The sequence below is a fragment of the Methylobacterium sp. Leaf361 genome (genome assembly GCF_001424445.1).
Lineage (GTDB): Bacteria > Pseudomonadota > Alphaproteobacteria > Rhizobiales > Beijerinckiaceae > Methylobacterium.
In genome coordinates this window covers 318976-341765 of record NZ_LMPY01000045.1, presented here as the reverse complement: position 1 = coordinate 341765, position 22790 = coordinate 318976, and the positions used below count along the sequence as shown (strand labels likewise).

Annotated in this window: 23 protein-coding genes; 12 read left to right on the top strand and 11 right to left on the bottom strand. The window is 72.8% G+C overall.

What is annotated here, in order from left to right; translation table 11 throughout:
* The first annotated feature begins 50 nt into the window (after positions 1-50).
* On the top strand, positions 51-1523 hold the full coding sequence (locus tag ASG32_RS25375; RefSeq protein WP_056531854.1) for an MFS transporter: 1473 nt from the start codon (positions 51-53) through the stop codon (positions 1521-1523).
* An 85-nt stretch (positions 1524-1608) separates the two neighbouring features.
* On the opposite strand, the gene ASG32_RS25370 is transcribed toward ASG32_RS25375, so the two are convergent.
* The 3 genes from ASG32_RS25370 to otsB all read right to left on the bottom strand — a co-directional run bounded on the left by ASG32_RS25370 (position 1609) and on the right by otsB (position 3904).
* A complete protein-coding gene (locus tag ASG32_RS25370; RefSeq protein WP_056531852.1) occupies positions 1609-2610 on the bottom strand; it encodes a glucokinase in 1002 nt (333 codons plus the stop codon).
* A gap of 117 nt (positions 2611-2727) precedes the next feature.
* Entirely contained in the window at positions 2728-3132 is a 405-nt protein-coding gene (locus ASG32_RS25365; protein ID WP_056531849.1) for a DUF4260 domain-containing protein, read from the bottom strand.
* 28 nt (positions 3133-3160) lie between these two features.
* Entirely contained in the window at positions 3161-3904 is a 744-nt protein-coding gene (gene otsB / locus ASG32_RS25360; protein WP_056531846.1) for a trehalose-phosphatase, read from the bottom strand.
* Positions 3905-4026: 122 nt separating this feature from the next.
* On the opposite strand from otsB, the gene ASG32_RS25355 reads away from it, so the two are divergent.
* Both ASG32_RS25355 and ASG32_RS25350 read left to right on the top strand, forming a co-directional pair.
* On the top strand, positions 4027-4527 hold the full coding sequence (locus ASG32_RS25355) for a DUF427 domain-containing protein (RefSeq protein WP_056531844.1): 501 nt from the start codon (positions 4027-4029) through the stop codon (positions 4525-4527).
* Positions 4528-4579: 52 nt separating this feature from the next.
* A complete protein-coding gene (locus ASG32_RS25350; protein ID WP_056531842.1) occupies positions 4580-5803 on the top strand; it encodes a serine hydrolase domain-containing protein in 1224 nt (407 codons plus the stop codon).
* Positions 5804-5831: 28 nt separating this feature from the next.
* On the opposite strand, the gene ASG32_RS25345 is transcribed toward ASG32_RS25350, so the two are convergent.
* From ASG32_RS25345 to ASG32_RS25325, 5 genes are all read right to left on the bottom strand, one after another.
* Positions 5832-6443 carry a DUF2147 domain-containing protein gene (locus tag ASG32_RS25345; RefSeq protein WP_020090565.1) on the bottom strand — a complete coding sequence of 204 codons (612 nt, stop codon included), beginning with the start codon at positions 6441-6443 and terminating at the stop codon, positions 5832-5834.
* A gap of 237 nt (positions 6444-6680) precedes the next feature.
* Entirely contained in the window at positions 6681-7211 is a 531-nt protein-coding gene (locus ASG32_RS25340) for a GNAT family N-acetyltransferase (RefSeq protein ID WP_020090566.1), read from the bottom strand.
* A gap of 141 nt (positions 7212-7352) precedes the next feature.
* A complete protein-coding gene (locus ASG32_RS25335) occupies positions 7353-7562 on the bottom strand; it encodes a hypothetical protein (protein ID WP_020090567.1) in 210 nt (69 codons plus the stop codon).
* Positions 7563-7957: 395 nt separating this feature from the next.
* A complete protein-coding gene (locus ASG32_RS25330; protein ID WP_012322375.1) occupies positions 7958-8158 on the bottom strand; it encodes a hypothetical protein in 201 nt (66 codons plus the stop codon).
* 98 nt (positions 8159-8256) lie between these two features.
* Complete coding sequence (locus ASG32_RS25325; protein ID WP_056531840.1) at positions 8257-9360, bottom strand: helix-turn-helix transcriptional regulator; 1104 nt, start codon at positions 9358-9360, stop codon at positions 8257-8259.
* A gap of 458 nt (positions 9361-9818) precedes the next feature.
* Here ASG32_RS25325 and ASG32_RS25320 point away from each other — a divergent pair, with 458 nt between their 5' ends.
* The 5 genes from ASG32_RS25320 to ASG32_RS25300 are packed head-to-tail and all read left to right on the top strand — an operon-like array spanning position 9819 to position 15679.
* Positions 9819-10973: a polysaccharide biosynthesis/export family protein gene (locus tag ASG32_RS25320; protein ID WP_056531839.1), complete on the top strand. Its 1155-nt coding sequence runs from the start codon at positions 9819-9821 to the stop codon at positions 10971-10973.
* Complete coding sequence (locus tag ASG32_RS25315; RefSeq protein WP_056531837.1) at positions 10970-12502, top strand: Wzz/FepE/Etk N-terminal domain-containing protein; 1533 nt, start codon at positions 10970-10972, stop codon at positions 12500-12502. Before ASG32_RS25320 ends, ASG32_RS25315 begins: the two co-directional genes overlap by 4 nt.
* Positions 12499-13140, top strand: a complete 642-nt coding sequence (locus tag ASG32_RS25310; protein WP_020090571.1) for a CpsD/CapB family tyrosine-protein kinase — start codon at positions 12499-12501, stop codon at positions 13138-13140. Before ASG32_RS25315 ends, ASG32_RS25310 begins: the two co-directional genes overlap by 4 nt.
* Positions 13137-14741: an O-antigen ligase family protein gene (locus ASG32_RS25305; RefSeq protein ID WP_056531835.1), complete on the top strand. Its 1605-nt coding sequence runs from the start codon at positions 13137-13139 to the stop codon at positions 14739-14741. The genes ASG32_RS25310 and ASG32_RS25305 overlap by 4 nt, the downstream gene beginning before the upstream one ends.
* Positions 14738-15679 (top strand): glycosyltransferase family 2 protein, encoded by a 942-nt coding sequence (locus ASG32_RS25300; RefSeq protein WP_056531833.1) that lies wholly within the window; start codon positions 14738-14740, stop codon positions 15677-15679. Before ASG32_RS25305 ends, ASG32_RS25300 begins: the two co-directional genes overlap by 4 nt.
* Before the next feature lie 4 nt (positions 15680-15683).
* Here ASG32_RS25300 and ASG32_RS25295 read toward each other — a convergent pair whose 3' ends face one another.
* Positions 15684-16421 carry a class I SAM-dependent methyltransferase gene (locus ASG32_RS25295; protein WP_056531831.1) on the bottom strand — a complete coding sequence of 246 codons (738 nt, stop codon included), beginning with the start codon at positions 16419-16421 and terminating at the stop codon, positions 15684-15686.
* Between the two features lie 39 nt (positions 16422-16460).
* Here ASG32_RS25295 and ASG32_RS25290 point away from each other — a divergent pair, with 39 nt between their 5' ends.
* Entirely contained in the window at positions 16461-17636 is a 1176-nt protein-coding gene (locus ASG32_RS25290) for a DUF1972 domain-containing protein (protein WP_056531829.1), read from the top strand.
* A 28-nt stretch (positions 17637-17664) separates the two neighbouring features.
* Here ASG32_RS25290 and ASG32_RS25285 read toward each other — a convergent pair whose 3' ends face one another.
* Positions 17665-18255, bottom strand: coding sequence for a hypothetical protein (locus tag ASG32_RS25285; protein WP_056531827.1), 591 nt, complete (start codon positions 18253-18255; stop codon positions 17665-17667).
* A gap of 8 nt (positions 18256-18263) precedes the next feature.
* The gene (locus ASG32_RS25280; RefSeq protein WP_244492182.1) at positions 18264-18785 is read right to left on the bottom strand and encodes a serine acetyltransferase; all 522 of its coding nucleotides are present in this window, start codon (positions 18783-18785) and stop codon (positions 18264-18266) included.
* 209 nt (positions 18786-18994) lie between these two features.
* On the opposite strand from ASG32_RS25280, the gene ASG32_RS25275 reads away from it, so the two are divergent.
* From ASG32_RS25275 to ASG32_RS25265, 3 genes are read left to right on the top strand one after another with little or no spacing between them, the layout of a single operon-like run.
* Positions 18995-20473: an oligosaccharide flippase family protein gene (locus ASG32_RS25275; RefSeq protein ID WP_056531823.1), complete on the top strand. Its 1479-nt coding sequence runs from the start codon at positions 18995-18997 to the stop codon at positions 20471-20473.
* Entirely contained in the window at positions 20470-21411 is a 942-nt protein-coding gene (locus ASG32_RS25270) for a glycosyltransferase (RefSeq protein WP_026604531.1), read from the top strand. The genes ASG32_RS25275 and ASG32_RS25270 overlap by 4 nt, the downstream gene beginning before the upstream one ends.
* Positions 21408-22790, top strand: a complete 1383-nt coding sequence (locus tag ASG32_RS25265) for a right-handed parallel beta-helix repeat-containing protein (protein WP_056531821.1) — start codon at positions 21408-21410, stop codon at positions 22788-22790. The genes ASG32_RS25270 and ASG32_RS25265 overlap by 4 nt, the downstream gene beginning before the upstream one ends.

Here is a 22790-nt window from a genome sequence, read left to right as displayed (position 1 = left end):
GCCCGCTGTCCAGGCACGGTTAAACAGGTGAATCGGGAGGACACGCGGACATGGCGAGCAAGGTCGAGGGGGGATCCGGGACGCCGGAGCGCGCGGAGATCGGCCGCGTGATCGACACCGACATCTCCGCGCGCCTGGACCGGCTGCCCTGGGGCCGCTTCCACGTCCTCGTGATCGTGGCGCTCGGCATCACCTGGGTGCTGGACGGCCTCGAGGTGACGCTCGCCGGCTCCCTGGTGGGCGCGCTGCGCCAGCCGCCGATGTCGTTCTCGGAGTTCGACGTCGGGCTCGCCGCCTCCTGCTACCTCGTGGGCGCCGTGACCGGCGCGATCGGCTTCGGCTGGCTCACCGACCGGATCGGCCGGAAGAAGCTGTTCTTCATCACGCTGGCCCTCTACCTCGTCGCCACGGCGGCCACCGGCCTGTCTTGGAACATCTGGAGCTTCTGCTTCTTCCGCTTTTTCACGGGCGCGGGGATCGGCGGCGAGTACACGGCGATCAACTCGACCATCCAGGAGCTGGTCCCGGCCCGGGTCCGCGGCTGGACCAACCTCGTCATCAACGGCTCGTTCTGGATCGGCGCGGCGCTCGGCTCGTTCATGTCGATCGTGCTCCTGAAGCCCGAGGTGATCGACCCGGCCTGGGGCTGGCGCGTCGCCTTCTTCACCGGCGGCGCCATCGGCCTCGTGATCCTGCTGCTGCGCACCTGGATCCCCGAGAGCCCGCGCTGGCTCGCGACCCACGGCTACGCGGCGGAGGCCGACCGCGTCGTCACCGGCATCGAGAAGCGCTTCACCGACGAGGGCGTGACCCTGCCGCCGGTGGACGAGAGCAAGCGCATGAAGGTCCGCACCCGCGACCACACCCCGCTCTCCGAGGTGTTCAAGGCGCTGTTCGTGACGAGCCGCAAGGAGACCATGGTCGGCCTCGCGCTGATGATCGCGCAGGCCTTCTTCTACAACGCGCTGTTCTTCACCTACGCGCTGGTGCTGGAGCGCTTCTATCAGGTGCCCGGCAACCATGTCGGCTGGTACCTGCTGCCCTTCGCGCTCGGCTCGTTCCTCGGCCCGCTGCTGCTCGGGCGGCTGTTCGACACGATCGGCCGGCGCAAGATGATCGCCTTCACGTACGGCATCTCGGCGCTGCTGCTCGCCGCGGTCGGACTGCTGTTCCGTCTCGAGATCCTCGGGCCGGTCGGCCAGACCGCGGCCTGGATGGTGGTGTTCTTCTTCGCCTCGGCGGCGGCGAGCTCGGCCTATCTCACGGTCTCCGAGACGTTCCCGCTGGAGATCCGGGCGCTCGCCATCGCGGCCTTCTACGCGGTCGGCACCGGCATCGGCGGCGTCTCGGGCCCGCTCCTGTTCGGCACGCTGGTCGAGACCGGCTCGCGCGACTGGGTGCTGTTCGGCTACGGCCTCGGCGCGGTGCTGATGCTCATCGCGGCGGTCGTCGGAGGCATCTGGGGCACCGCCGCGGAGGGCAAGTCCCTGGAGGAGGTCTCGAAGCCGCTGGCGGCGGCCTGAGGGCGGGCCCGGCGCGACAGCGGGACGCGCGCGGAGCGGAGCCGTCCGGCCTCGCTCCGCGCCCGGCCGACGCCGCCGCGGGCGCTCAGGCCCCCTTCCGCCACACCTGCCCGTGGTAGACGAACTTGGCGCCCTCGTTCGCCAGGGCCGCCAGGCCCCGGAAAGCGGGGTCGTGGACGGTGATCACGCTGGTCGGGATCTGGCGCATCATGGCGGCGAAGGGCGCCTTCTTCTCGAAGGCGTCGCGGAAGCCGCTCTCCTCCAGCACCTTGAGGATCCGGGGCGCGATCCCGCCGCCGATATAGACCCCGCTCGTCGCCAGGAAGGTCAGAGCGAGGTCGCCGCAGACGCGTCCGAGCACCCGGCCGAACAGCGCGAGCGTCTCCGCGGCGTGCGGATCGGTGGCGTTCAGACCGGCCTCGGTGACCGCGGCCGGCTCGATCTTCTCGTGCGGCTGCCCGGTCCGGACATGGGCGACGGCCGCGTGGAGCCGCGACAGGCCCGGTCCCGACAGCACCGTCTCCACGGTGATCCGGTCCTCGACCCGCTCCAGCGCGTGCCAGACCTTCTCCTCGAAGGCGTCGGCCGGGCCGATATCGGTGTGGCCGACCTCGGTGGAGACGATGGCGAGATGCGCCGCATAGGGGACCAGCGCGGCCGCGCCGAACCCGGTGCCGGGGCCCAGCACCACGCGGGCGCCGCCGGGCACGGGGGGACAGGGGCCGACCGGCGTGAGGTCGTGGGGCTCGATATCGGCGGCGCCGGCCGCCACCGGCACGTAGTCGTTGACCACCGTCGCCGAGGAGAGCCCGAAATCCTCGGCGATGCGCTGGCCCGCGATCTTCCAGTGCGCGTTCGTCAGCTGGATCTCCGGCCCGTCGACCCGGCCGGCGATCGCCAGGATCGCCGAGCGCGGTGCCGGGCCGCCGCCCTTGGCGAGCGACGCCTTGATGGCGCTGGACGGATCGGGATGGTCGGCGGTCGCCTCGTGCGCGAGGAGGCGGGGCTGGTCGCCGGACGTCTCGATCAGACCGAACCGCGCGTTCGTCCCGCCGATGTCGCCGACCAGAACCGGAAACTCGAACATCGCAACTTGCCCCTGCTCTCTGGCCCGCCGCGACGGGACTCCCGTCCAGCACGGCTCCGGCGATTCATCGGCCGCGCGACACCGCGCGGGCAAGTCCCAATCGGCGGCATCCGCCGCTCAGGATTGCGCGATCGTCTTGTCACGCGCCCGGCCGATCACGCCGAGATGGGTATCGCCGAAGCCGCTGCCGTATTTGAGACCGTAACCGAGGGCGCGGTCGAGGCCGATATGGGCCAGCCAGATGAGGACCGGCCCGACGGCCTCGGGGCGGCCCGAAGCGATCGCCAGGGACAGGCCGACGAGCGGCAGCGCGAGCGTGTGGGCCGCGTTGTAGAGCACCGCGCCGACCACGGGACCGGCCGCGTAGCCCAGCATGCTCAGATCGGGGACGAAGAGCAGCGCCGCGAAGAGCCACCACGACGGCCCGAGCCAACCATAGGCGAGCAGGGCGGCGACGAGGATGCAGCCCCCCTCCAGCCGCAGCAGCAGGCGCGGCCAACCCGTGACGGAACGCCCCGACATCGCGACCTCCCCTCGACAGCGCGGCGCGTCAGGCCGGCGGCAGCGCGTCCGGGTCGATCGCGCCACCGGCAGCCCAGTTGCTGAGCAGGGCACGGACGGCGGCGGGGTCGGGCAGGCGCCGCCGGGCGACGGTCTCGCCGTCACCGACGCGCACCGCGACGCCGCCGTCCTCGTTGATCGACGCGAAGGCGATCTCGTCGGTGCGGTCGTCGCCGAAGAAGACGGGGACCCGTCCGGCGTAGGGCGCCTGCGCCATGAAGGCGCGGATCGCGTGTGCCTTGGTGGCCTGCGCGGGGACGATCTCGCCGACCGCCTTGCCGAGCTGCAGGCGGTACTCGGCGCCGAGCGCCTCCGCCGCGCCCTTCACCAGCGTCTCGGCCCGCAGGGCATCGTCCGGGTTCGCGAGCCGCCAGTGGACCGCCACCGAGGCGCCCTTATCCTCGATCAGGACCTGCGCGAGCGCGGCGGTCTCGGCCTGCAGGCGCGCGACCTGCCGGCGCAGATCCGGATGGTCCTCCGCGCGGCCTCCCGTGAGCGCGCCGGCGACCCGGCGCTCGACGCCGTGGAGACCGGCCGCATCCAACCGGGACGGCGCCAGGAAGCCGTCGATCACCGTGACCGGCCGGCCGGTGACGATGGCGAGGGCGCCGTCGAGGCGCGCCCGGAGCCGCTCCAGATCCTCCACGAGGCCGGGCTCGACCTGCACGGCGTCCGGACGCGGCGCGATCTCGGCGAGCGTGCCGTCGAAGTCGAGGAAGAGGGCGATGTCCATCGCGGGCGATCCCGGGCTCGAGTGTCGGCGACGGGCTAGCACGGGCGCGCCGGACGACAAACGCCGGCAGCACTGCCCTATCAGAATCCGCACCGGCACAGCACGAGGTTCTCCATGCGCGGATCACCCTTTCGGCCCGTCCCCGATCCGGTCGGACCGGCGAGGAGAGCGTCTGGGACTATCCGCGGCCGCCCCGGCTCGAATCCGTCCCGGACCGGCTGCGGGTCGTGCTCGGCGGCCGCGTCATCGCCGAGACGGGCTCCGGGTTCCGGGTGCTCGAGACCTCGCACCCGCCGACCTACTACCTGCCGCCCGCCGACATCGCGGACGGGACGCTCGTGAACCGGCGGCGCGGCGGGATCTGCGAGTGGAAGGGACAGGCGGTCCTGTTCGACGTGCGCGGCGGCGACCGTCTCGTGCCCGGGGCGGCCTGGGCCTACCCGGATCCGACCCCGGATTTCCGCGCGATCGCCGGCTACGTCGCGTTCTACGCCGGCCCGATGGACGCCTGCTTCGTCGGGGCGGACCCGGTGACCCCGCAACCGGGAAACTTCTACGGTGGCTGGATCACGCCCGGCATCGTCGGCCCGTTCAAGGGCGGTCCCGGAACGATGGGCTGGTGATTTCGTCCCCCGCCCCTTCTACGTTCGCGGAAAGCCACCACGAGGAGACCGCATGAGCGCGCTGACCGAGACCGATCCGACCGGCGCCGGGTTCAGCCCGGAGGGGCTCGCCCGGATCGTGCCGTGGATGGACCGCCTCGTCGGCGACGGCCGGCTGGCCGGACTGTCGGTCACCGTGGCGCGGCGCGGGCGCATCGCCTTCGCGCGCGCCTGCGGGCAGGCCGACCTCGCCCGGGCAACGCCGTTCACCCTCGACACGGTCACCCGGATCTACTCGATGACCAAGCCGCTGACCTCGGTGGCGGTGATGCAGCTCTACGAGCAGGGCCTGTTCCAGCTCGACGATCCGATCTCCCGGGTCCTGCCCGAGTTCGCCGAGATGCGCGTCGCCGTGGGCGGCAACCGGGCGAAGCTCGAGACCGAACCGGCCCGCCGGGCGATCACCGTGCGGGACCTGCTGACCCACACGGCCGGGCTGACCTACGGCTTCATGGAGGCGACCCTGGTCGACGCGCAGTACCGCGAGCAGGGCGTCGACTTCCTGGCGCGCGAGGGCACCCTCGCCGAGATGACCGCGCGGGTCGCGAAGCTGCCGCTCCTCGCCCAACCGGGCAGCGCCTGGAACTACAGCGTCGCCACCGACGTGCTCGGCCAGTACGTGGCCGCGCTGACCGGCCGCCCGTTCGCCGACCATCTCCGCGACGTGGTGATCGGGCCTCTCGGCATGGTCGATACAGACTTCCACGTGCGGCCCGAGCTGATGCCGCGCTTCTGCGCCACCTACGCGTACGACCGCGCGCGGCAGCTGCGCCTGTTCGACGATTCCGTGGACACGGCCTTCGCGCGCCCGCCCGCCATCGCGTCGGGCGGCGGCGGCCTCGTCTCGACGGCCGCGGACTATCAGCGCTTCTGCCGGATGATCCTCAACCGGGGCACCCTCGACGGCGCGCGCCTGCTGGGCCGCAAGACGGTCGACTTGATGCTGGCGAACCACCTGCCGGGCGACCTCGCGGCGATGGGCACGCCGCGCTTCGCCGAGACCTCCTACACCGGCATCGGCTTCGGCCTGGGCTTCTCGGTGATGCTCGACCCCGCCCGGGCCCAGATCCTCGGCACGCCCGGCGAGGTCGCCTGGGGCGGCCTCGCCTCGACGGCGTTCTGGATCGACCCGGCCGAGGACCTGTCGGTGGTGCTCATGACGCAGCTCGTCCCGTCCTCGGCCCTGCCGATCCGGCGCGAGCTGCGCGTCCTGACCTACGCGGCCCTGGCCGAGTGAGGGCCGGCCACGCGCGGGTCCGCGCCGGTCACTCCTCCTTGGGCGCCTCGGCGGCCGGCTTCTGAGCCGGCTTCGCGCCGGCCTTGGCGGTCGGCTTCGGGGCGGCGGTGGCGTATTCGGGATCGCTGCGCGGACCGTTCGCACCGTTGGTCGGGCCGGGGAGCTGGCCCGGCGCGAGATCGGTCACCTTGGTCCAGGTCTGCGACTTGCACAGGAACGCGATCAGGCAGCCGCGCACCGTCAGCTCGCCGGCCGTCTCGGTCCAGATGGTGACGTCGTAGGACTTGCCGTCCTCGGAATTGTAGATCTTGCCCTCGTAATGGGCGTCGGCATTCGGCTTCAGGCCCAGGATCAGCTGGTGTCCGAGGGACGGCCGGGCCTGCTTCTTGGGATCTGGGTTCTTGAAGTCGATCCGCGGCTCGCCCTTGTCGTTCAGCGGGACCTTCAGCCAGACCACGTATCCGCACAGCCGGTCACCCGCGGTCCCGCACTTCTCGAGGCGCACGCGCGCGCGGCCGTCCTCGGTGAGATAGGTGCCGCTGGGATCGGTCGGCGTCTTGGCCTGGGCCGTGCCCGCCAGCGCCGAGAGCGCCAGGATCGCGAGCGGCGCAACCCGGCGACCGATCGATGTAAACCGCATACCCGAACTCCCATCCCTCGCGAGTCGTGATGGAACCTTGACCGCCCGTCCTCGCGTGTGCCGCTTCCCCGCAGGAAGGATCGCTCCCTCCGCGTCATCGCGCCCGCGCCGAGAACCGGACGGCGTGCGCGTCATGCCCGCCCTCTCCCGCGCGAAGTTGTCCGCATCATGACAACTCAGCCGGGGCTCTGGACGGGAATCGACCCGGCGATACTGGGATCGGTGCGCGTTGGACGGTCAGATCCGGGTCGGCGGAAGGCTGCGGCCGGGTCCGAGGCTGCGCTGCATGAGCGTCACGTCGAGCCAGCGCCCGTGCTTGTGGCCGACTCCCGCGAGCGTTCCGACGGGCGTGAAGCCGAGGCTCGCGTGCAGCGCGATCGAGGCGGGTGAGCCACTCTCGGCGATGATGGCGACCAGGGTCCGGCAGTCGATCTGCTCGCTCGCCGCGATCAGGGCGGCGAGCAGGCGCCGGCCGACTCCGCCGCCGCGGGCCGTCCGGGCGACGTAGATCGAGTCCTCGAGGGTCGAGCGATAGGCGGCGCGCTGGTGATAGGGGCCGGCATAGGCGTAGCCCGCGACCGCGCCGTCCCGTTCGGCCACGAGGTAGGGAAAGCCGCCCGCGCGCAGCACCTCGAAGCGGCGCGTCATCTCGGCCAGCGTCGGCGGCTCCGTCTCGAAGCTGGCCGTGCTGGAGGCGACGGCGTCGCCGTAGATCGCCGCGATGGCGGGAAGGTCGGCCTCCGTGGCCGGGCGTATCACGTCTGTCACGGCCGCAGGTTACGCGAGGCGGCGCGGCTCCGGCAATCTGCCCGCACGAGCCGGGCGCGGCTCGATCCCGCGGACGGTGGCGGAGCCTCGGCGGGACCGGCGCCTCGGCGCAGATCCCGCACGGCTCGAGGATGCGATGACTTACTCGGCGGCGGACATCTCGGCCGTGAAGTGGCCGCACCAGTCCTTCGAGGCCACGACCGGCCAGAGACCCTTCGACTCGGGGGCCGGCTGGCTGACCGGCGGATTGAAGCGGCAGAGGCCCTCGTCACCCTGCGCCTGGGCACCGTTGAGCTTGTGATCGTCGAAGAAGCGGCAGCTTTCGCAAGCGGCGTTCGCGGAACCGGCCATCGGGTCTCTCCATCGGGTATCTCGGAGGGAGGGGACCGCCTCGGCGGCGCGCCCTCCACAGTTCTTAATTAGAATAACTCGAAAGTAAGGTCAACGGCGGGCTTGCGCGGGGCTTGCGGGCGGAGGGCCGAGCGCGACGCGGTGCGAAAGGGAGGGAGCGAGGGCGACTGGAGACGTGGACGCGCGGGCGGTCCGGGTCGGCGGGCGCCGCGCCGACGGTCCCATCATCTGGGTGAGAAGGTCAGGTGCCGCGCGAACCGATCTCGCTGGCGCCATGGCCCAGAACGCAGCGAAGCCGGATTCCGCTGGGAATCCGGCTTCGGAGAAGCGGCGATGACTTGGTCATCACCCTTTGGCCGATCCGATCGCCGTCAAAGTAGACGGCGTCAGGACGCTCAGCCCTGCTTGGCCTTCTTGTTGGCGTTGTGGTGACCGATCGCGCAGCCCGCGGCCGCGCCCATCTTGCCGTGTCCGGCCATGTGCCCGGCGACGCCGCCGACCACGGCGCCCTTGAGGCAGCCCTTCGCCTGGGCGGGCGCGCCGGCCAGCAGGCCCGCGACGGCCAGGGCGGAAACAAGTGCGATACGATTCGTCATCGAGACATCTCCTGTCGTTCCTGCGGCAACCGGCGGCCGGCCCCACCCGTTCCGGCGCCGACGCGACAGGGCCGCGCGCCTCTCGGAACCGTGACCCCTCAGCGCGCGAGCCCGGCCACGAGCCGCACGAGATCCGACTGGCGCGTCGCTCCGGTCTTGGCGAAGATCGCCTTCAGCTGCGAGCGCGCGGTCGCCGCGGTGATCGCGAATCGCGAAGCGGCTTCGGCCAGCGAGATTCCGCTCGACAGCGCCTGGGCGAGGCGCGCCTCCGCCGGGGTCAGCCGATAGGCCGCCTGGAGGACCGCAGTCGCGGGCGCGGCCGGGGCCCCGGGCACGCTCCCGAGGAGCAGCGTGCTCGCCCCGGCGAACAGGCCGCGGCTCGGCCCGACCAGCGGCACGACGTGGATCACGAGCGGCGGCCCGTCCCGTCGCGCGGCGACGACCGCCGAGATCGGCGGGCGGCCGGAGGGCCGCGCCAGGGCTTCGAGCTGCCGCGCGGCGTCCGGATTCTCCGCGGTGAGGCGGCCGCCCGAGAGCTTCAGGTCGCGCCCGAGGAGGGCGCCGAACGCGTCGTTCCACCGGAGCGCCCGCCCGTCGGCGTCGAGGATCAGGGCGGCGCGGTCGATCAGCTCGAAGGCCTGCGTCAGCCCCGCGAGCCGGGCCCGCTCGACCATCGACGTCAGCAGGCCCGCGCGCTGCAGGAGCGGCGACAGGGTCGCGAGGCGCCGCTGCTCGTGCAGCTCGTACGGTCCCTGCTCCACGGTCCGCTGCAGGGAGAGGCACCACAGGCGTCCCTTCACGGAGAAGCCGATCCCGGCGAACCAGCGCAGGCCGCGGGAGGCCAGCAGGTCCTGGTAGAAGGGCAGGCGCGCGATCTCCTCCGGCGTGGTGAAGTCCTGATCGACCGCGATCCCGCGCGCCCGCATGAGCGGGATGCCGCGGAGGCGATGGTCGTCGCGGTGCCAGCCCTCGTCGAAGTAGCGGCGCGAGGCGTCGGCGAGGGAGGCGGTGCAGAGCGATTCGAGGCCGGTCCGGTCGGAGCGCAGAAGCAGGGCGCCCTCGCTGCCGGACGCCCGCACGACGCGCTCGGCCAAGTCAGGCCAGCGCGCGGGATCGATCACGGCCTCCTCGAGGTCCTCCCGGAAGCCCGACTCCAGGTCGTCGTGCAGGCGGGCGAAGAGATCCGGCCTCACGCCCGACATGTGACGCGCCTCCGCCGCGCCGGATACTGGCGCCCCGCGCCGGCTCGCCGAACTCTCGTCCTCGCTCGGTACGGCTCCATACCGTCGAACTATAGATCACGTTCTTAAATCCGGGCAAGCATCCCTCTAATTACAGGTTTAGATCGGCGGGAGCGTGCGCGGGACTTGTCGGGAGACGGCACCGCCGCGGCGGGATCCGCGCGTCGACCCGCCAGCGGCGGGAACGACGGCGCCCCGGCCGCGCACACGCGTTCGGCCTGCGCCGGAACCCGCCCCCCTCTCCGGGGCGGGCGGGGCTCAGCACTTTGCCACTGCTTGCCAGACACAACTTCTGATAGAGTTGCCGAGAGCCGGGTTCAAGCCTCGTTAACCAAGCTTGGCGATTGTATCGCGGTGCGCGGTTCGATCACGAGTTGTGATGGGACGAGCGCACTCGAGCAGGATGCGGCTGAAGGTCGATGGCGTTTAACCTGTCTGCGTTCCTCGGTGTCGCGCGACGGCGTCCCGGCCGGCCATCCGGTGCCGCGGCGGTCGCGCTCGCGCTCGTCGCCTGCGCGCCGCTGCTCGCCGGCTGCAGTTCCGGGCGCCCGCAGAGCGCGGCGCGCTCCGGCCTCGACGTGGCTCAGACCGGCTCGGTCACCGAGGGCCTCCCGGCCGCGCTGGTCGCGGCCGCCCAGGAGGAGGTCGGGCGGACCATGCGCCTCGGGCTGGCGAACTACCGGCTCAACGTCGGCGACAACCTGGAAGTCTCGTTCCTGATCGATTCCAGCGTCGTCCAGCCGACCTACCGCCTGAACCCGAACGACGAGTTCGACGTCGATTTCCGCACGCACCCGGAATACAACCGTACGGTGATCGTCCGGCCGGACGGCCGGATCTCACTGCCGGGCAAGAACGGCATCAAGGTCGCGGGCCTGTCGCCGGAGGCGGCCGCCGCGCTGATCAAGAGCACCTACGACGACGTGCTGATCGATCCGGTCGTCACCCTGATGCTGCGCCGGTTCCGCACCGTCACCGACGATTTCCGCGACCTCACCCAGCGGGCCGACATGGGCCGCGTGAAGGTCCTGGCGATCGAGCCGGACGGCAAGATCAACCTGCCGATGGTGCCCCCGGTGCAGGCGGCGGGCCGGACCGTCCACGAGGTCATGGGCAGCCTGAACGCCGCCTACAAGCACCAGCTGGCCTCGGTGACGACCAGCGTCCGGCTCGCGAGCCTCGTCCCGGCCAACACCATGGTGTTCGGCGAGGTCCGCGCGCCGGGTCCCGTCACCCTGCAGGGGCCGCGGACGCTGGCGCAGGTCCTGGGCTCGGCCGGCGGCGTCCTGCCGACCGCGGCCGGCGAGGCCGTGCGGATCATCCGCTTCGACGCCGAGGCGGCCGGCAGCGTGCGCATCGTCGACATCGGCCAGCCGGGCTTGGCGGACTCGATCGTGGTTCCGCCCAACGCCACCGTCTACGTGCCGCCCTCGCTGCTGGCCAAGACCGCCCGCGCGGTGGACCTCGTGGTGCGCCAGATCCTGCTCTTCAACGGCACCGGCTTCGGCGTGAACTACATCACCGGCCCGTCCGCCAGCACCTCCACCAGCGCCACCGTGAGGTCCGGCACGTGAGGCAGAGCGACCTGACCGCCGCCGACGCGGTCGAGGGCCCGGCCTTCGACCTCCGCGACGCCCTCGCGGCCCTGTTCCGGCACATCCGGCCGGCGCTGCTGATCCTCGCCGCGGCGATCCTCGGCGCCGGGATCTACCTCCTGCTGACGCCGGCCGAGTACACGGCCGACGCCAAGCTGATCATCCGTCTCGGCCGCGAGAAGGCCGGCGCCCCGCTCCAGGGCGGCGCGAACCAGAACTACATGTTCTCGGAGCGCGCGCAGAACGTGAACAACGAGATCGAGATCCTGCGCGATCCCAGCATCGTGCGCGACGAGTTCGCGACGCTGAAGGCGATCACCCCGACCGGCGACCTCGGGCCGCCCCCGGCGGACTGGACCGACTGGCTGATCTACCAGGGCCGTCAGGCCGTGCGGAGCGCGAAGGCGGTCAAGACCTGGATCGTCGATACGGTGCGGATCCCGTTCGAGGCGGTGGGCCTGCTGCGCCACCTGACCCCGGACGAGAAGCTCTACGAGGCGTACCTCGCGGCGTTCAAGGTCGTCTTCGTGAAGGAGACGGACGTGATCCTCACGGGCTTCACCTGGACGGACCCGCACTTCGCCGCCCAGGCGCTGAACCGGCTGCTCGACGCCTACAAGCGCCGCCACGTGGAGGTCTACGCCGACGAGACTCCCGCCTCGTTCTACCAGAGCAAGCTGGAGCGCGCCCGGGCCGACCTCGCCGCCATCGACGCGCAGCTCTCGACCTACCTCAAGGGCAACAACACCGCGAGCTTCGAGATCGAGCAGCAGAACGACCTCGGCACCCTCGCTGACCTCGCCAAGCAGAAATCGGCGGCGCAGATCGAGCGCGAGGTGGTCGAGACCCGGCTCAAGCGCACCCGCGAGGCCGGACCCGACCGCTGGCAGCCAACGCCGCCCGACGCGGACCCGACGGTCACGGCCTTCGACCAGCGCTGGGCGGACCTGCGGACGAAGCGCGCCGAGTTGGCGGTGCGGTTCCGGCCGACCGCCCCCGAGTTCGTGAGCCTCGATCGGGACCTCGCGGCCCTGGCCCGACAGAAGTATCAGGCGCTCCTCGCCGCCGACACGGCGAAGCTCGCCATCCTCGCCGAGAAGATCCAGAGCATCACGGGGATCGAGCAGACCCGCCGCCGGGCGGCCATCGGCCAGAGCGACGCCGCCCTGGCCTACGGCCGGCTGACCCAGCAGAAGGGCCTGCTCACCGACGAGATCACCGAGACCCAGAAGCGGATCGACGCTTTGAAGACCGGAACCGGTCTCGACGCGCAGGCCGTCACCTCCTCGGCCCTCGTGGCGCGCGCTGTGCCGCCGCGGCTGCCCTCCGGCCCGAACCGGCCGCTGATCCTCGGGCTCGCGGCCGGTCTCGGCCTGCTCGCCGCCCTGGCCTACGTCGCCCTCGCGGAGATCTTGGCCCAGACCTACCGCAGCGCGTCGGAGGTCGCCCGCTCGCTGCGGGTGCCGGTGCTGGCCGCGGTGCCGCTGCAGACGGGAGCCGCCGCATGATCGCCGCCGCCATCGCGCCGAAGATCGATCCGGCGATCCTGGAGCCGGCCCTCGTCCAGCTCACCCGGCACGAGGCGCGCGTGCGCCGGGTCGGCCTCACCGCGGTCCAGCCCGGCGAGGGCGTCAGCACCCTCGCGCGTGAACTCGCCGGCGCCTACGCCCGGCGGGGCCGCAGCGCCGTGCTGATCGAGGCGAACTGGTCCCGCCCGTCGCTGGCGGAGGCCTACGGCCTGACCGGCCAGCCGGGCTTCGCCGACATCGTCGCCGGCACGGTCGCCCCGAGCCGCGGCGTCCACCCGGTCGCCGACAACCTCAGCGTCGTGCCCGCGGGCAGCCCGTCGGCCATCCGCCAGGCGACCCTGGACGACGGCCGCGTGGAGGATTTCCTGGCGCTCGTCGACGACCGCTTCGAGCTCGCGATCGTGGATTGCGAGCCGATCACCGAGATCGGCGACGCCGCCGCGCTCTCCCCCTTCGTGGACGGCTTCATCGTGGTGATCGGCGCCGAGCGCACCCGTCGAGCCGTGGCGCAGCGCGCCCTGGCCGACCTCAAGGCCGCCGGCGGGGCGCCGCTCGGCGTCGTCCTGAACCGCACGCGGCGGCCGATCCCGCGATGGCTCTACCGGTGGCTCGGATGAGCGCGGCGCCCGTCTGCGCGCTGCGGGTCCTGCCGCTCGCCGGGATCGGCTTCGCGGCCGCGGCCGGGGCGATCGCCCTGAGCGCGGCGCCGCTCAAATTCGCCGTCGTCGGCCTCGCGGCGGCCTTCGGCGGGGTCGGCGCCCTGATCGTCGGGCGGCTCTATCGCCTCACGCCGCTCCTGCTCGTCGCCCTCGCGGTCGGGCTGACGGTCAAGCTCGACGTCAGCTTCCTCCAGCATTTCGAGGCCGTCGGGCAGTACCTGCCGAGCATCGGCGGCGGCGCCGGCCTGACGGTGAGCGTCGCCCTGCTGGTGGCCGTGGCGCTGATCGTCGCCAAGCTCACCGGACTCGGGGAGGACGCCCCGGGCCTGCGGCTCGACCGGCCCCTCGTGCTGACGCAGCTCGGCTTCCTGATGGCGGGGCTGCTCTCGCTCTCCAACGCCACCGACCCGGCCTATCTCTGGTTCGACACGTGGCGCTTCGCCGGCCTCCTCCTGGTCTCGGTCGCGGTCTCGAACCTGTCCGAGGGCGACATCCGGACCCTCGCGCTGGCGATCTGCGCCCTCTGCCTCGTCCAGACCGCGGTGGCGGGCCTGCAATACGTCTCGGGCTCGGAACTCGGCCTGTCGGTGCTGGGCGAGGAACAGATCGTCGAGGAGAACATCAACTTCTCGGCCCAGCGCCGCGCCGGCGGACTGAAGGTCCACCCGAACATCCTCGGCTACTATTACGAGTTCGTCTGGCCGCTCGCCCTGGCGCTGGCCCTGTCGCGCGGCCCGCTGCTCCTGCGCCTCGCGGGGGCGGCGGGCGCCGCCTCGGCCCTGGTCGGCGTGGTCCTGACCCTGTCGCGCGCGTCCTGGCTGACCTTCCCGATCTCGGCCGCCCTCCTGATCCTGCTGGTCTACCGCGACCGCCTGTTCTCCCGGACGAGCCTGATCGTCTTCGGCCTGCTGGCGGTCGTCGGCGCCGTCGCGGCGCTCTACGCCGGCCCGCTGATCTGGGAGCGGCTCACCGCCGACGACGGCGGCTCGGCCGCCCAGCGCGGCCCGCTGAACGCCGCGGCCCTCGCCCTGTTCGAGCAGTTCCCGATCTTCGGCGTCGGCCTGAACAACTTCGGCAACCAGTTCGCGGTCCTCGACAGGACCGGCCTGTCCCGGCTCGCCGGATTGTTCGACCGGTCGAACCACGTGGTGCACAACCTGCACATCCTGATCCTCACCGAGGTCGGGGTCGTCGGCTACGCGGCCTTCGCGCTGGTCTTCGGCATCGGCATCGCCCGGGGCTTCCGCGCCGCCCGCCGCGCGCCGGTGGGCGATCCGCTCGTGGCGATCGCGGCCGCCTGCGCGGTCGGCCTGATCGCGCACCTGCTGCACGGGCTGGTCGATCCGGGCTTCCGCCTGAACCTCGGCATCGCCGAGCTGCTCTACACCGGCCTCGGGCTGATCGCCGGGGTGCGGGCGGCGCAGCGGCGCAGGGCCGTCGCGGCGTCCCGGGCGGTCGCGTCGACGGGCCCGATCGGCGCGGCGCGCGCGCGACCGGAGCGGATCCCCGTGCCGTCCGGGCGTCGCCCCTCCCTCGCAGCGTACGGAGACCGTCCGTGAGCGCCGTCAGCCTCAGCGTCCTGATCGTCACCTACAATGCCGGCCGGGACATCGAGACCTGCCTGGACCTGCTGGCGGCGAGCCGGGTGAGACGCCCCTACGAGGTGATCCTGGTCGACAACGCCTCCACCGACGGGACGCCCGAGCGCGTCGCGCGGGCCTTTCCCTGGGTGCGGGTCATCGCCGAGCCGACCAATCACGGCTTCGCGGGCGGCAACGCGCGCGCGCTGGAGCACGCGCGCGGCACCGCGATCCTGCTCCTCAACCCCGACGCGTTCCTGCACGACCCGGACGCGCTCTCGGGCCTCCTGGACCATCTCGACGCGCATCCGGATGTCGGGGCGGTCGGCCCGCGCCTGACCTTCCCGGACGGGACGCATCAGGTCGGTGACGCCGGCTACGAGCCGCGCCCGCTCTCGATCCTGGTGCACGCCGCCGGCCTGTCGGGCCGCCTCGGGCTGCGCGGCCTCTACCTCGCGAGCCGCCAGGCCAGGGGGGCGCGGGCGCTCGACGTCGACTGGATCTGCGGGGCCTGCCTGCTCCTGCGCCGCTCGGCGATCGCCGCGATCGGCGGCCTGGAGAGCCCGATGTTCCTCTACGGCGAGGACGTGGACTGGGGCTGCCGCCTGCGCGATGCCGGCCTGCGCGTCGCCTACCGCCCGGACATCGCCGTCACCCACCTCCAGGGCGGCTCGGGAAGCGCCCGCTCGGCCCGCTGGCTCGACGGGCTGGCGGCCATCTACAGCCTGCGCAATGCCGGGCGGCTCCTGTCGTCGCCCGCCTTCTTCTCCGGCCCGCTCCGGCTCGGCTTCACCCTGCGGGCCGTGGCCTACGGTGTCGCGGCCCGGCTGCGCCGGCAGCCGGACCTCGCCCGCAAGGCCGAGGACATGCGCAGGTTCTCCGGGCACCTGCGCAGTCTTCGTCTCCGACCGCGATGAACCGTCACGGCCGTTTGCGGATGAACACCATGTGGTAGCCCTTGAAAGGACCCGGCGTGAGCCGGAACAGCAGCTCCCAGAACTTGCCCAGGACGATGTTCTCGCCATGATAGAACGGCTGCCCGTCGAAACTGTAGGTGAAGTGCTCGAACCGGTCAGTTGGGAAAAGCCGCTTCCGCGCCGCCTCCGTGTTCATCGTGTAGAGCGGCACGAACGAGTCGATCTCGACCCGCCGCGGCTCGACGAGGCGCAGCACCCGGGCGTGCAGCCGCTTCGGCACGAGCCGCGCCCCGATCCCGACATAGCCCCAGCGGTTCGGCGTCCAGGCGCAGAGCCAGCCGCCCGGCGCGAGCACCCGGCCGAGCTCCGCCGCGGTGACCTCGGGGTGCTCGATATGCTCGAGGACCGAGAAGGCCGAGATCAGGTCGAAGCTCCCGTCCGGAAATGGCAGCACCTCGTCGTGACCGATCAGCCGGACCTCGTCGGCCGACCGGTTGCCGAGGACCGCCTCGTCGACGTCGCAGGCGACGACCTGGGCGCAGCGCCCCCGGAAGTCGCCGAGGTGCCGCCGCAGTGGGACCGGGTCATCGCTCCACTTGCCGCGCCCCGCGCCGAACTCCATGACCCGCATATCGGAGCGGAGCAGCGCGTTGACGCGCACGATGTACTCCATCCGGTGGTCGTGCCGGGAATAGCCCCCGGCTCCCATCTCCCGGAACAGACGCTGTTCGACCGTGACCATGCCTCAGGCTCCTCTGAACGTGCTGCGCCGACGGCGCATATGAAATCCGGGGGATCGGGCGGGCGCCCGACGGTGGCGATCCTCGGCACCCGCGGGGTGCCGGCGGCGCACGGGGGGTTCGAGACGCTGGCGGAGCGCCTCGCGCTGGAGCTCGTGGCGCGCGGCTGGCGGGTCGAGGTCTATTGCCAAGTGCGCGAGCCGGCGCCGCCAATGGTCTGGCGCGGGATCCTGCTGATCCCGGTCGCGGTCCGGGGCGACGGCGCCGTCTCGACGATCGTGTTCGACCTGAAATGCACCCTGCGGGCGGCCTTCCGGCCGGCCCTGCCCCTCGTGCTCGGCTACAACACCGCGGTGTTCTCGCTGCTCTACCGGCTGACCGCCAAGCGCAGCGTGATGAACATGGACGGCATCGAGTGGAAGCGCGACCGCTGGTCGAAGCCCGCCAAGGCCTGGTTCTGGCTGAACGAGCGGCTCGGCAGCCTGTTCTCGACCCACCTCGTGGCGGACCACCCGGAGATCGCCCGGCACCTCGCCCGCAGGACCTCGGCCGCCCGGATCACCACCATCGCGTACGGCGCCGACCCGGTGCTGGAGGCCTCGACCGAGCCGCTGGCGACGTTCGGCCTGCGCCCGCGGGATTACGGCCTGCTGATCGCCCGGGTGGTGCCCGAGAACCTCGTGCTCCAGATCGTCCGGGCCTGGAGCGAGGTCCGGCCGGGCCTGCCGCTGCTCGTGCTGGGCAAGCTCGCGGAGTCCGACCCGTACCACCGCGCCGTCCGGGCGGCGGGCGGGCCGGACGTGATCTTCGCCGGCGCGATCTACGAGGCCGAGCGCGTGGCCGCGCTCCGCTTCCACGCCCGCTTCCACATCCACGGCCACACCGTAGGCGGGACCAACCCGTCGCTGGTCGAGGCGCTGGGGGCGGGCTCGCCGATCCTCGCCCACGACAACCCGTTCAACCGCTGGGTGGCAGGGCCGCAGGCGCTGTACTTCGGTGACGAGACCGAGCTGCGGCGGGGCATCCTCGGCCTGGTGCGGGCCGGGCCGCGCCGCCTCGAGGTCATGGGCGAGGCGTCCCGTCGCCGCCACGCCGAGGCGTTCACGTGGCGCGGCATCTTCGACGCCTACGAGCGCGTGCTGCGCCGCCAGCTGGCGCCCAGGCGCCAGGGCCGGGAGGCGCGGCCGGCCGTCCGCCGGGAGCACGGGCGCGCGTGAGGCGGGCACCGGCCCAGCGCCTCCGGATCTAGCGCCCACGGCCCGCCTCCGGGCCGCGCCCGCCGCTGCGGAGCTGCCGCTGGACCAGCATCGTCACGGTGCCGGCCGGGACGTCCCGGAGGCTGCAGACCCCGATCCCGATCGTCGCGCCCGCGCCGATGGCGACCGCCCCCTGCACGGCGGCGTGCGCGCCGACCACGGCGCCGTCTCCGAGATGGGGGCCGTCGGCGGGGAAAGGCTGGCTCGGGAAGACCCAGTCCCGCGGCCCGACCAGGGTGCCGGGCAGGAGCGTCAGGTCGGCGCCCCCGGTGCCGCAGAAGGCGACCCGCGCCGGGTGCGGCACGAACAGCCCGGGCCCGAGGCGCGAGCCCGGATGCAGGCAGGCGCCCGTGAGCCGCAGGGACAGGTCCGCCACCAGGGCGGCGCAGCGGCGCCAGCCCCGGCCGTGCAGCAGGTGCGCGGTCCGGTGGAGGATCGCCACCTGCATGGCCGGCAGCGTGAGGTGCATCGCGCGCCGCAGCCGCGAGGTCGGCTTGCCGCCCGTGGTCTGGCGCAGGACGCGGGCGAAGTCGGCCGCCAGGAGGCGCCGCAGGCCCGGCAGGGTGACGTGGTCGGTCATCGGGCCGCTCACGCCGCGACGCCCCGGCCGGGAAGCGGCCGCCAGGGCTGCGGCATGACCTCCTCGTCGGCCTGGACGGGCTTGAGGATGGTGGTCCGCGGGCCGATCCGGGCCCGGTCGCCGATCGGCACGGCGCCGAGCACGATGGCGCCGGCCTCCAGGACGACGTCGTCGCCCAGCACCGGCAGGCCGGGGCCGCCGCCGATGTCCTGGTCGGGCTCCTTCAGCAGGCCGCCGATGGAGGCCTGGATCCCGAAGGCGGCGTCGCGGCCCACGGCGCCGGCGATGACCGTCCCGTAGGGCTGCGGCAGGAACAGGCCGCCGGCGATGCGGCTGGAGGGCGGGATGTCGGCGCCCGTCCACCAGCCGTTCACCAGCCACAGCAGCCACGCCGCCATCCGCCAGCCGCGCTCGTGGGCGTAGCGGGACAGGCGGTAGAGCCAGACCGCGTGGTAGCCCCGGCGCAGGCGGGCCGGTCCGCCGCCGCGGCGGCGCCAGTGATCGCGGTCGGCGGACAGGGCAGCCCGCACTTCGGCCCACCGGAGACGCCCCGCCTCCGTGTCCACTCCGCGCGAGAGACGCAGATCCGGTCCAGCGGCGGTCTCGGACATACGCAGTCCTCCGGTTTTTCCCAACGCGACAACTCTGCAACCATAAATTGAGCTTGCGGTTGCAAGCCATACGCAGCCTGCCACGATGCAATCGTAGGTCGCAGTTTTCAGTCAGGCTTCACCGAGAGATGCTTCGCTTGGTAAACCGATTGTCGGGACGGAGGCGCGCCGGCGGGCTGCGCTACGGCGCGAACCTGCTCGGTCAGGCGGCGGGGCGCGGCGTCTACCTCGCGGCCGGCTTCGCGGCCTTCGTGATGGTCGGCCATTTCGCCGGCCCGGCGGCGCTGGGCCGCTACGGCCTCGCCCTGGCGATCCTCGCGGTCGCGCTGATCGCGGCGGATTTCGGCACCACGCTGACCTTCGGGGCGCGGCTCGGCGCGGTCGGGCCGGAGATGCGGGCGGCCGAATTCGGCCGGATGCTGTCGGCGCGCCTCGTCCTCGGTCTCGGAACCGGTGCCGTCCTCCTCTGCGTCCTGCCGATGCTGCCGGACGAGATCCGGCCCGCGCTGGCCCTGGCAGCCCTGCTGATGCCGCTCGCGGCCGCACGCTTCCTCGACGCCCTGTTCCAGGTCTGCGGGCGGCCGGCGTGGTCCGTCTGGCCGTCGCTCGCCAACGCGGCCCTGCTGATCGGCGGGACGGCACTCGCACTCTGGTTGCAGCTTCCGGAGGCGGCGCTCGGTCTCGTGACGGTCGCCGCCGGTATTGCGTACGGCGCCGTCGGCTTGGCGCTGGCGCTGCGCCTCGTGCCCGCGCGCCCCGCCTCACTGCCGCACGCCCTGGCGACGATCCGGGCCGCGGCGGGGGTGGGCGTCTCTAACGCCCTCGGCTCGCTCAACGGCCGGATTAGCCTGATGATGCTGGCCGCCTTCGTCGGCGCGGCCGAGCTCGGCCAGTTCACGGCCGGATTCCGGTTCTTCGAACTGGGGGCCGCGGTGGCGATCACCCTCTGCGCGCCGCTGGTGCCGGTCTTCGGGCGCGCGGTCGGCCCGACCGTCGAAGGACGGTCGCAGGCCGGCACGGCCGCCCTGCGCGCCCGGGTGCGCGGCGCCCTGGTGCCGATCCTGGCCGCGTCCTTCGCCGGAGCGGTGGCGGCCTGCGCCCTCGCGGACCCGCTCGTGCACCTCGCCTTCGGCCCGGATTTCGGCGGCGCCGTCCCGGTCCTGCGCATCGCCACCGGGATGAGCGTGCTGCTGATCGCCGCCACGATCCTGTTCGCGGGCCTCGTCCCACTGGGCCGGACCGGTTTCGCGGTGCGCGGGAGCGCGGCCGCCTGCGCCACCAACCTCATCGCCTGCACGCTGCTGATCCCCTGGGATCCGCTCCTCGGCGCGGGCCTCGCCGCGCTGCTCGCCGAGGCCGCGATGCTCGGCGTCCTGGCCCACGCCTTCTGGCGGGAGGCCGGACCGCCCCTCGCCCTGGCCGACGTGCCGATCCTCGCCGCACCGGCCCTCCTGACCGCCCTCGCCTGGGCCGCCGGTCCCGCCGCCCTGGCGCCCGCGGCGGTGCCCGCCGCCGCGGCCCTCTCGGCAGCCCTCGCGGGGTGGCTGTGCCTGCGCCGCGCCCCGACCGATCCCCTCGACCTCCCGCTCCCGGAAGCCTCCTCATGAGCGATCGACCCGTGCTCTCGGTCATCATCCCGACCTACAACCGCGCCGACACGCTGCGCCTGTGCCTGAGGGCCTTCGACCGGCAGGAGACGGACGCGCCCTTCGAGATCGTCGTCTGCGACGACGGCTCGACCGACCACACCGGGACGGTCGTCAGCCGCGCCGTCGCCACGGCCCGGATCCCCGTGGTGCACCTGCGCCAGGAGAATGCCGGGGCGAACGCCGCCCGCAACCGCGCCATCGCGGCGGCGCGGGGCGAGCGCCTCCTGATCGTCAACGACGACACGATCCCGGTCCCGAGCCTCGTCGAGGCGCACCGGCTCGCCCACGCCCGGCGGGGCGGTCGTGAGACAGCGATCCTCGGACGGATGACGATCGACCCCGCCCTGCCCTTCTCGCCCTTCTCGGCGCTCCACCACGACGCCTCCTACGACGCGCTGGCGGGCCGCGACGCGGTCGGCTGGGACGCGTTCCTGACCTGCAACGTCAGCGTCGACCGGCGCTTCCTGGAGGAGGCGGGCGGCTTCGACCCGAAGCTGTTCTGGCACGAGGACATCGAGCTCGGCGAGCGGCTGGCCCGGCGCGGCATGCGCCTGTTCTACGCGCCCGAGGCGCTGGGCTACCACCACCACCTCCTGGACGAGGCGGCCTACCTGCGGATCGCCGAGCGCGAGGGCGCGGCGCTGGTGCTGTGGTACCGCAAGCGCCCCGACCTCGTGGCGGATCTCGGCCGGCTCGGCCTCGTCGGGCCGCCGCCGCTGGGCGCGGCGGCGCGCCACCGGGTCGCCGACCTCGCCATGCCGCAGGCGCTCCTGCCCGGCTGGCAGATGGCGGCGCGCGCGCTGACGCGGATCAGCCCCGAGGCCGGCCGCAGCGTGTGGCGGCGGCTGTTCCAGCGGCGCAAGCGCCTCGCCATCGCCCGGGCGCTCGCGGCATGAGGTGGCCCCGCACGGTCCTCGGCGGCGCCCTGTCGGCCCTGCTCCTGCCGGTCCTGTCCGCCTGCGGGCCGGCCGACGCGCAGGTGCAGCAGAACATCCTGGTCGATCCCGCCGGCGGCGCGAAGCCCGGCTACACCACGGTGGCGCGGCTCGCCGACGTGCCCTTCGCCAGTCTCGGTCCCGGATCGAGCGTGCTGGTCCGGGGCGGCAGCTACGGCGACGTCGTGTTCGTCGGGTCCCGCGGGACCGCGGCGGCGCCCGTGACGGTGGCGGCAGAACCCGGCACGCAGCCGCGGCTGTCCAACTCCGTGGTGTTCGAGAACGCCGCCTACGTCACGGTCACGGGCCTGAGCGTCCAGGGCGCGGTCAATTCCGGCTTCATCATCCGCCGGGGATCGAGCCACGTCACGGTCGCGGGCTCGACCGTGTCCCGCTCCGGCCTGGGGATCTGGATCGGCGACGGTGCCGGGGCGGGTCACCGCATCACCGGCAACACCCTCGCCGACAACCAGACCCACGGCGTGGCCGTCGACGTGATCAACGCGCCCGCGGAGGATCCGAGCTACATCCTCGACAACACCGTGACCGGCAACGGCATCCACGGGATGGAGATCAACGGCTCCGGCTACGTCGTGGAGGGCAACCGCGTCTCGGGCAACGGCGTGGGGATGTCGGGCACCTCGGGCATCCACGTCTACGCCAAGGACGCCGCCCAGGACGCCGGGGACCGCAACATCATCCGGTACAACATCGTCACCGGCCAGAAGGAGACCACCGGCCAGGACGGCAACGGCATCCAGATCGACCAGTGGTGCGACGGCAACATCGTCGCGTTCAACGTCGCGGCCGACAACGACGGCGCCGGGATCAACCTGTTCGACGCCGGCTCCAACACGGTGGTCAACAACACGACCACCGGCAACATGCGCGATTCCGGCGGCAAGCACGTCTATCGCGGCGAGATCGTGCTGGCCTCCGACTACACCAAGCAGGTCGACCGCACGTCGAACAACCGGGTGCTCAACAACATCGCCTACGCGACCCGGCCGAACGTGGCCGCGATCGTGGTCGAGGCGACCACCACCGACAACAACAACGCGATCGGGCCGAACTTCCTCGGCAGCGCCGTCGGCGCCCCGCTCTACCGCTGGGGCACGCAGGCCACCGGCGACGGGGCGAGCCTGCCGCTCGACGGTCAGGGTCCCGACCTCACCGGCACGCCCGCCTTCCGCGATCCCGCGAACCCCATGGCCGGCGGGCTCGCCCTGACGGCGCCCCCGGCCCGCGCCGGCATCCCGCTCGGCGCCACCCGCGACATCGCCGGCCAAGCCTACGCCCCCGGCGAGGCCCCGACCTTCGGCGCCTACAGGAGCCCGTAA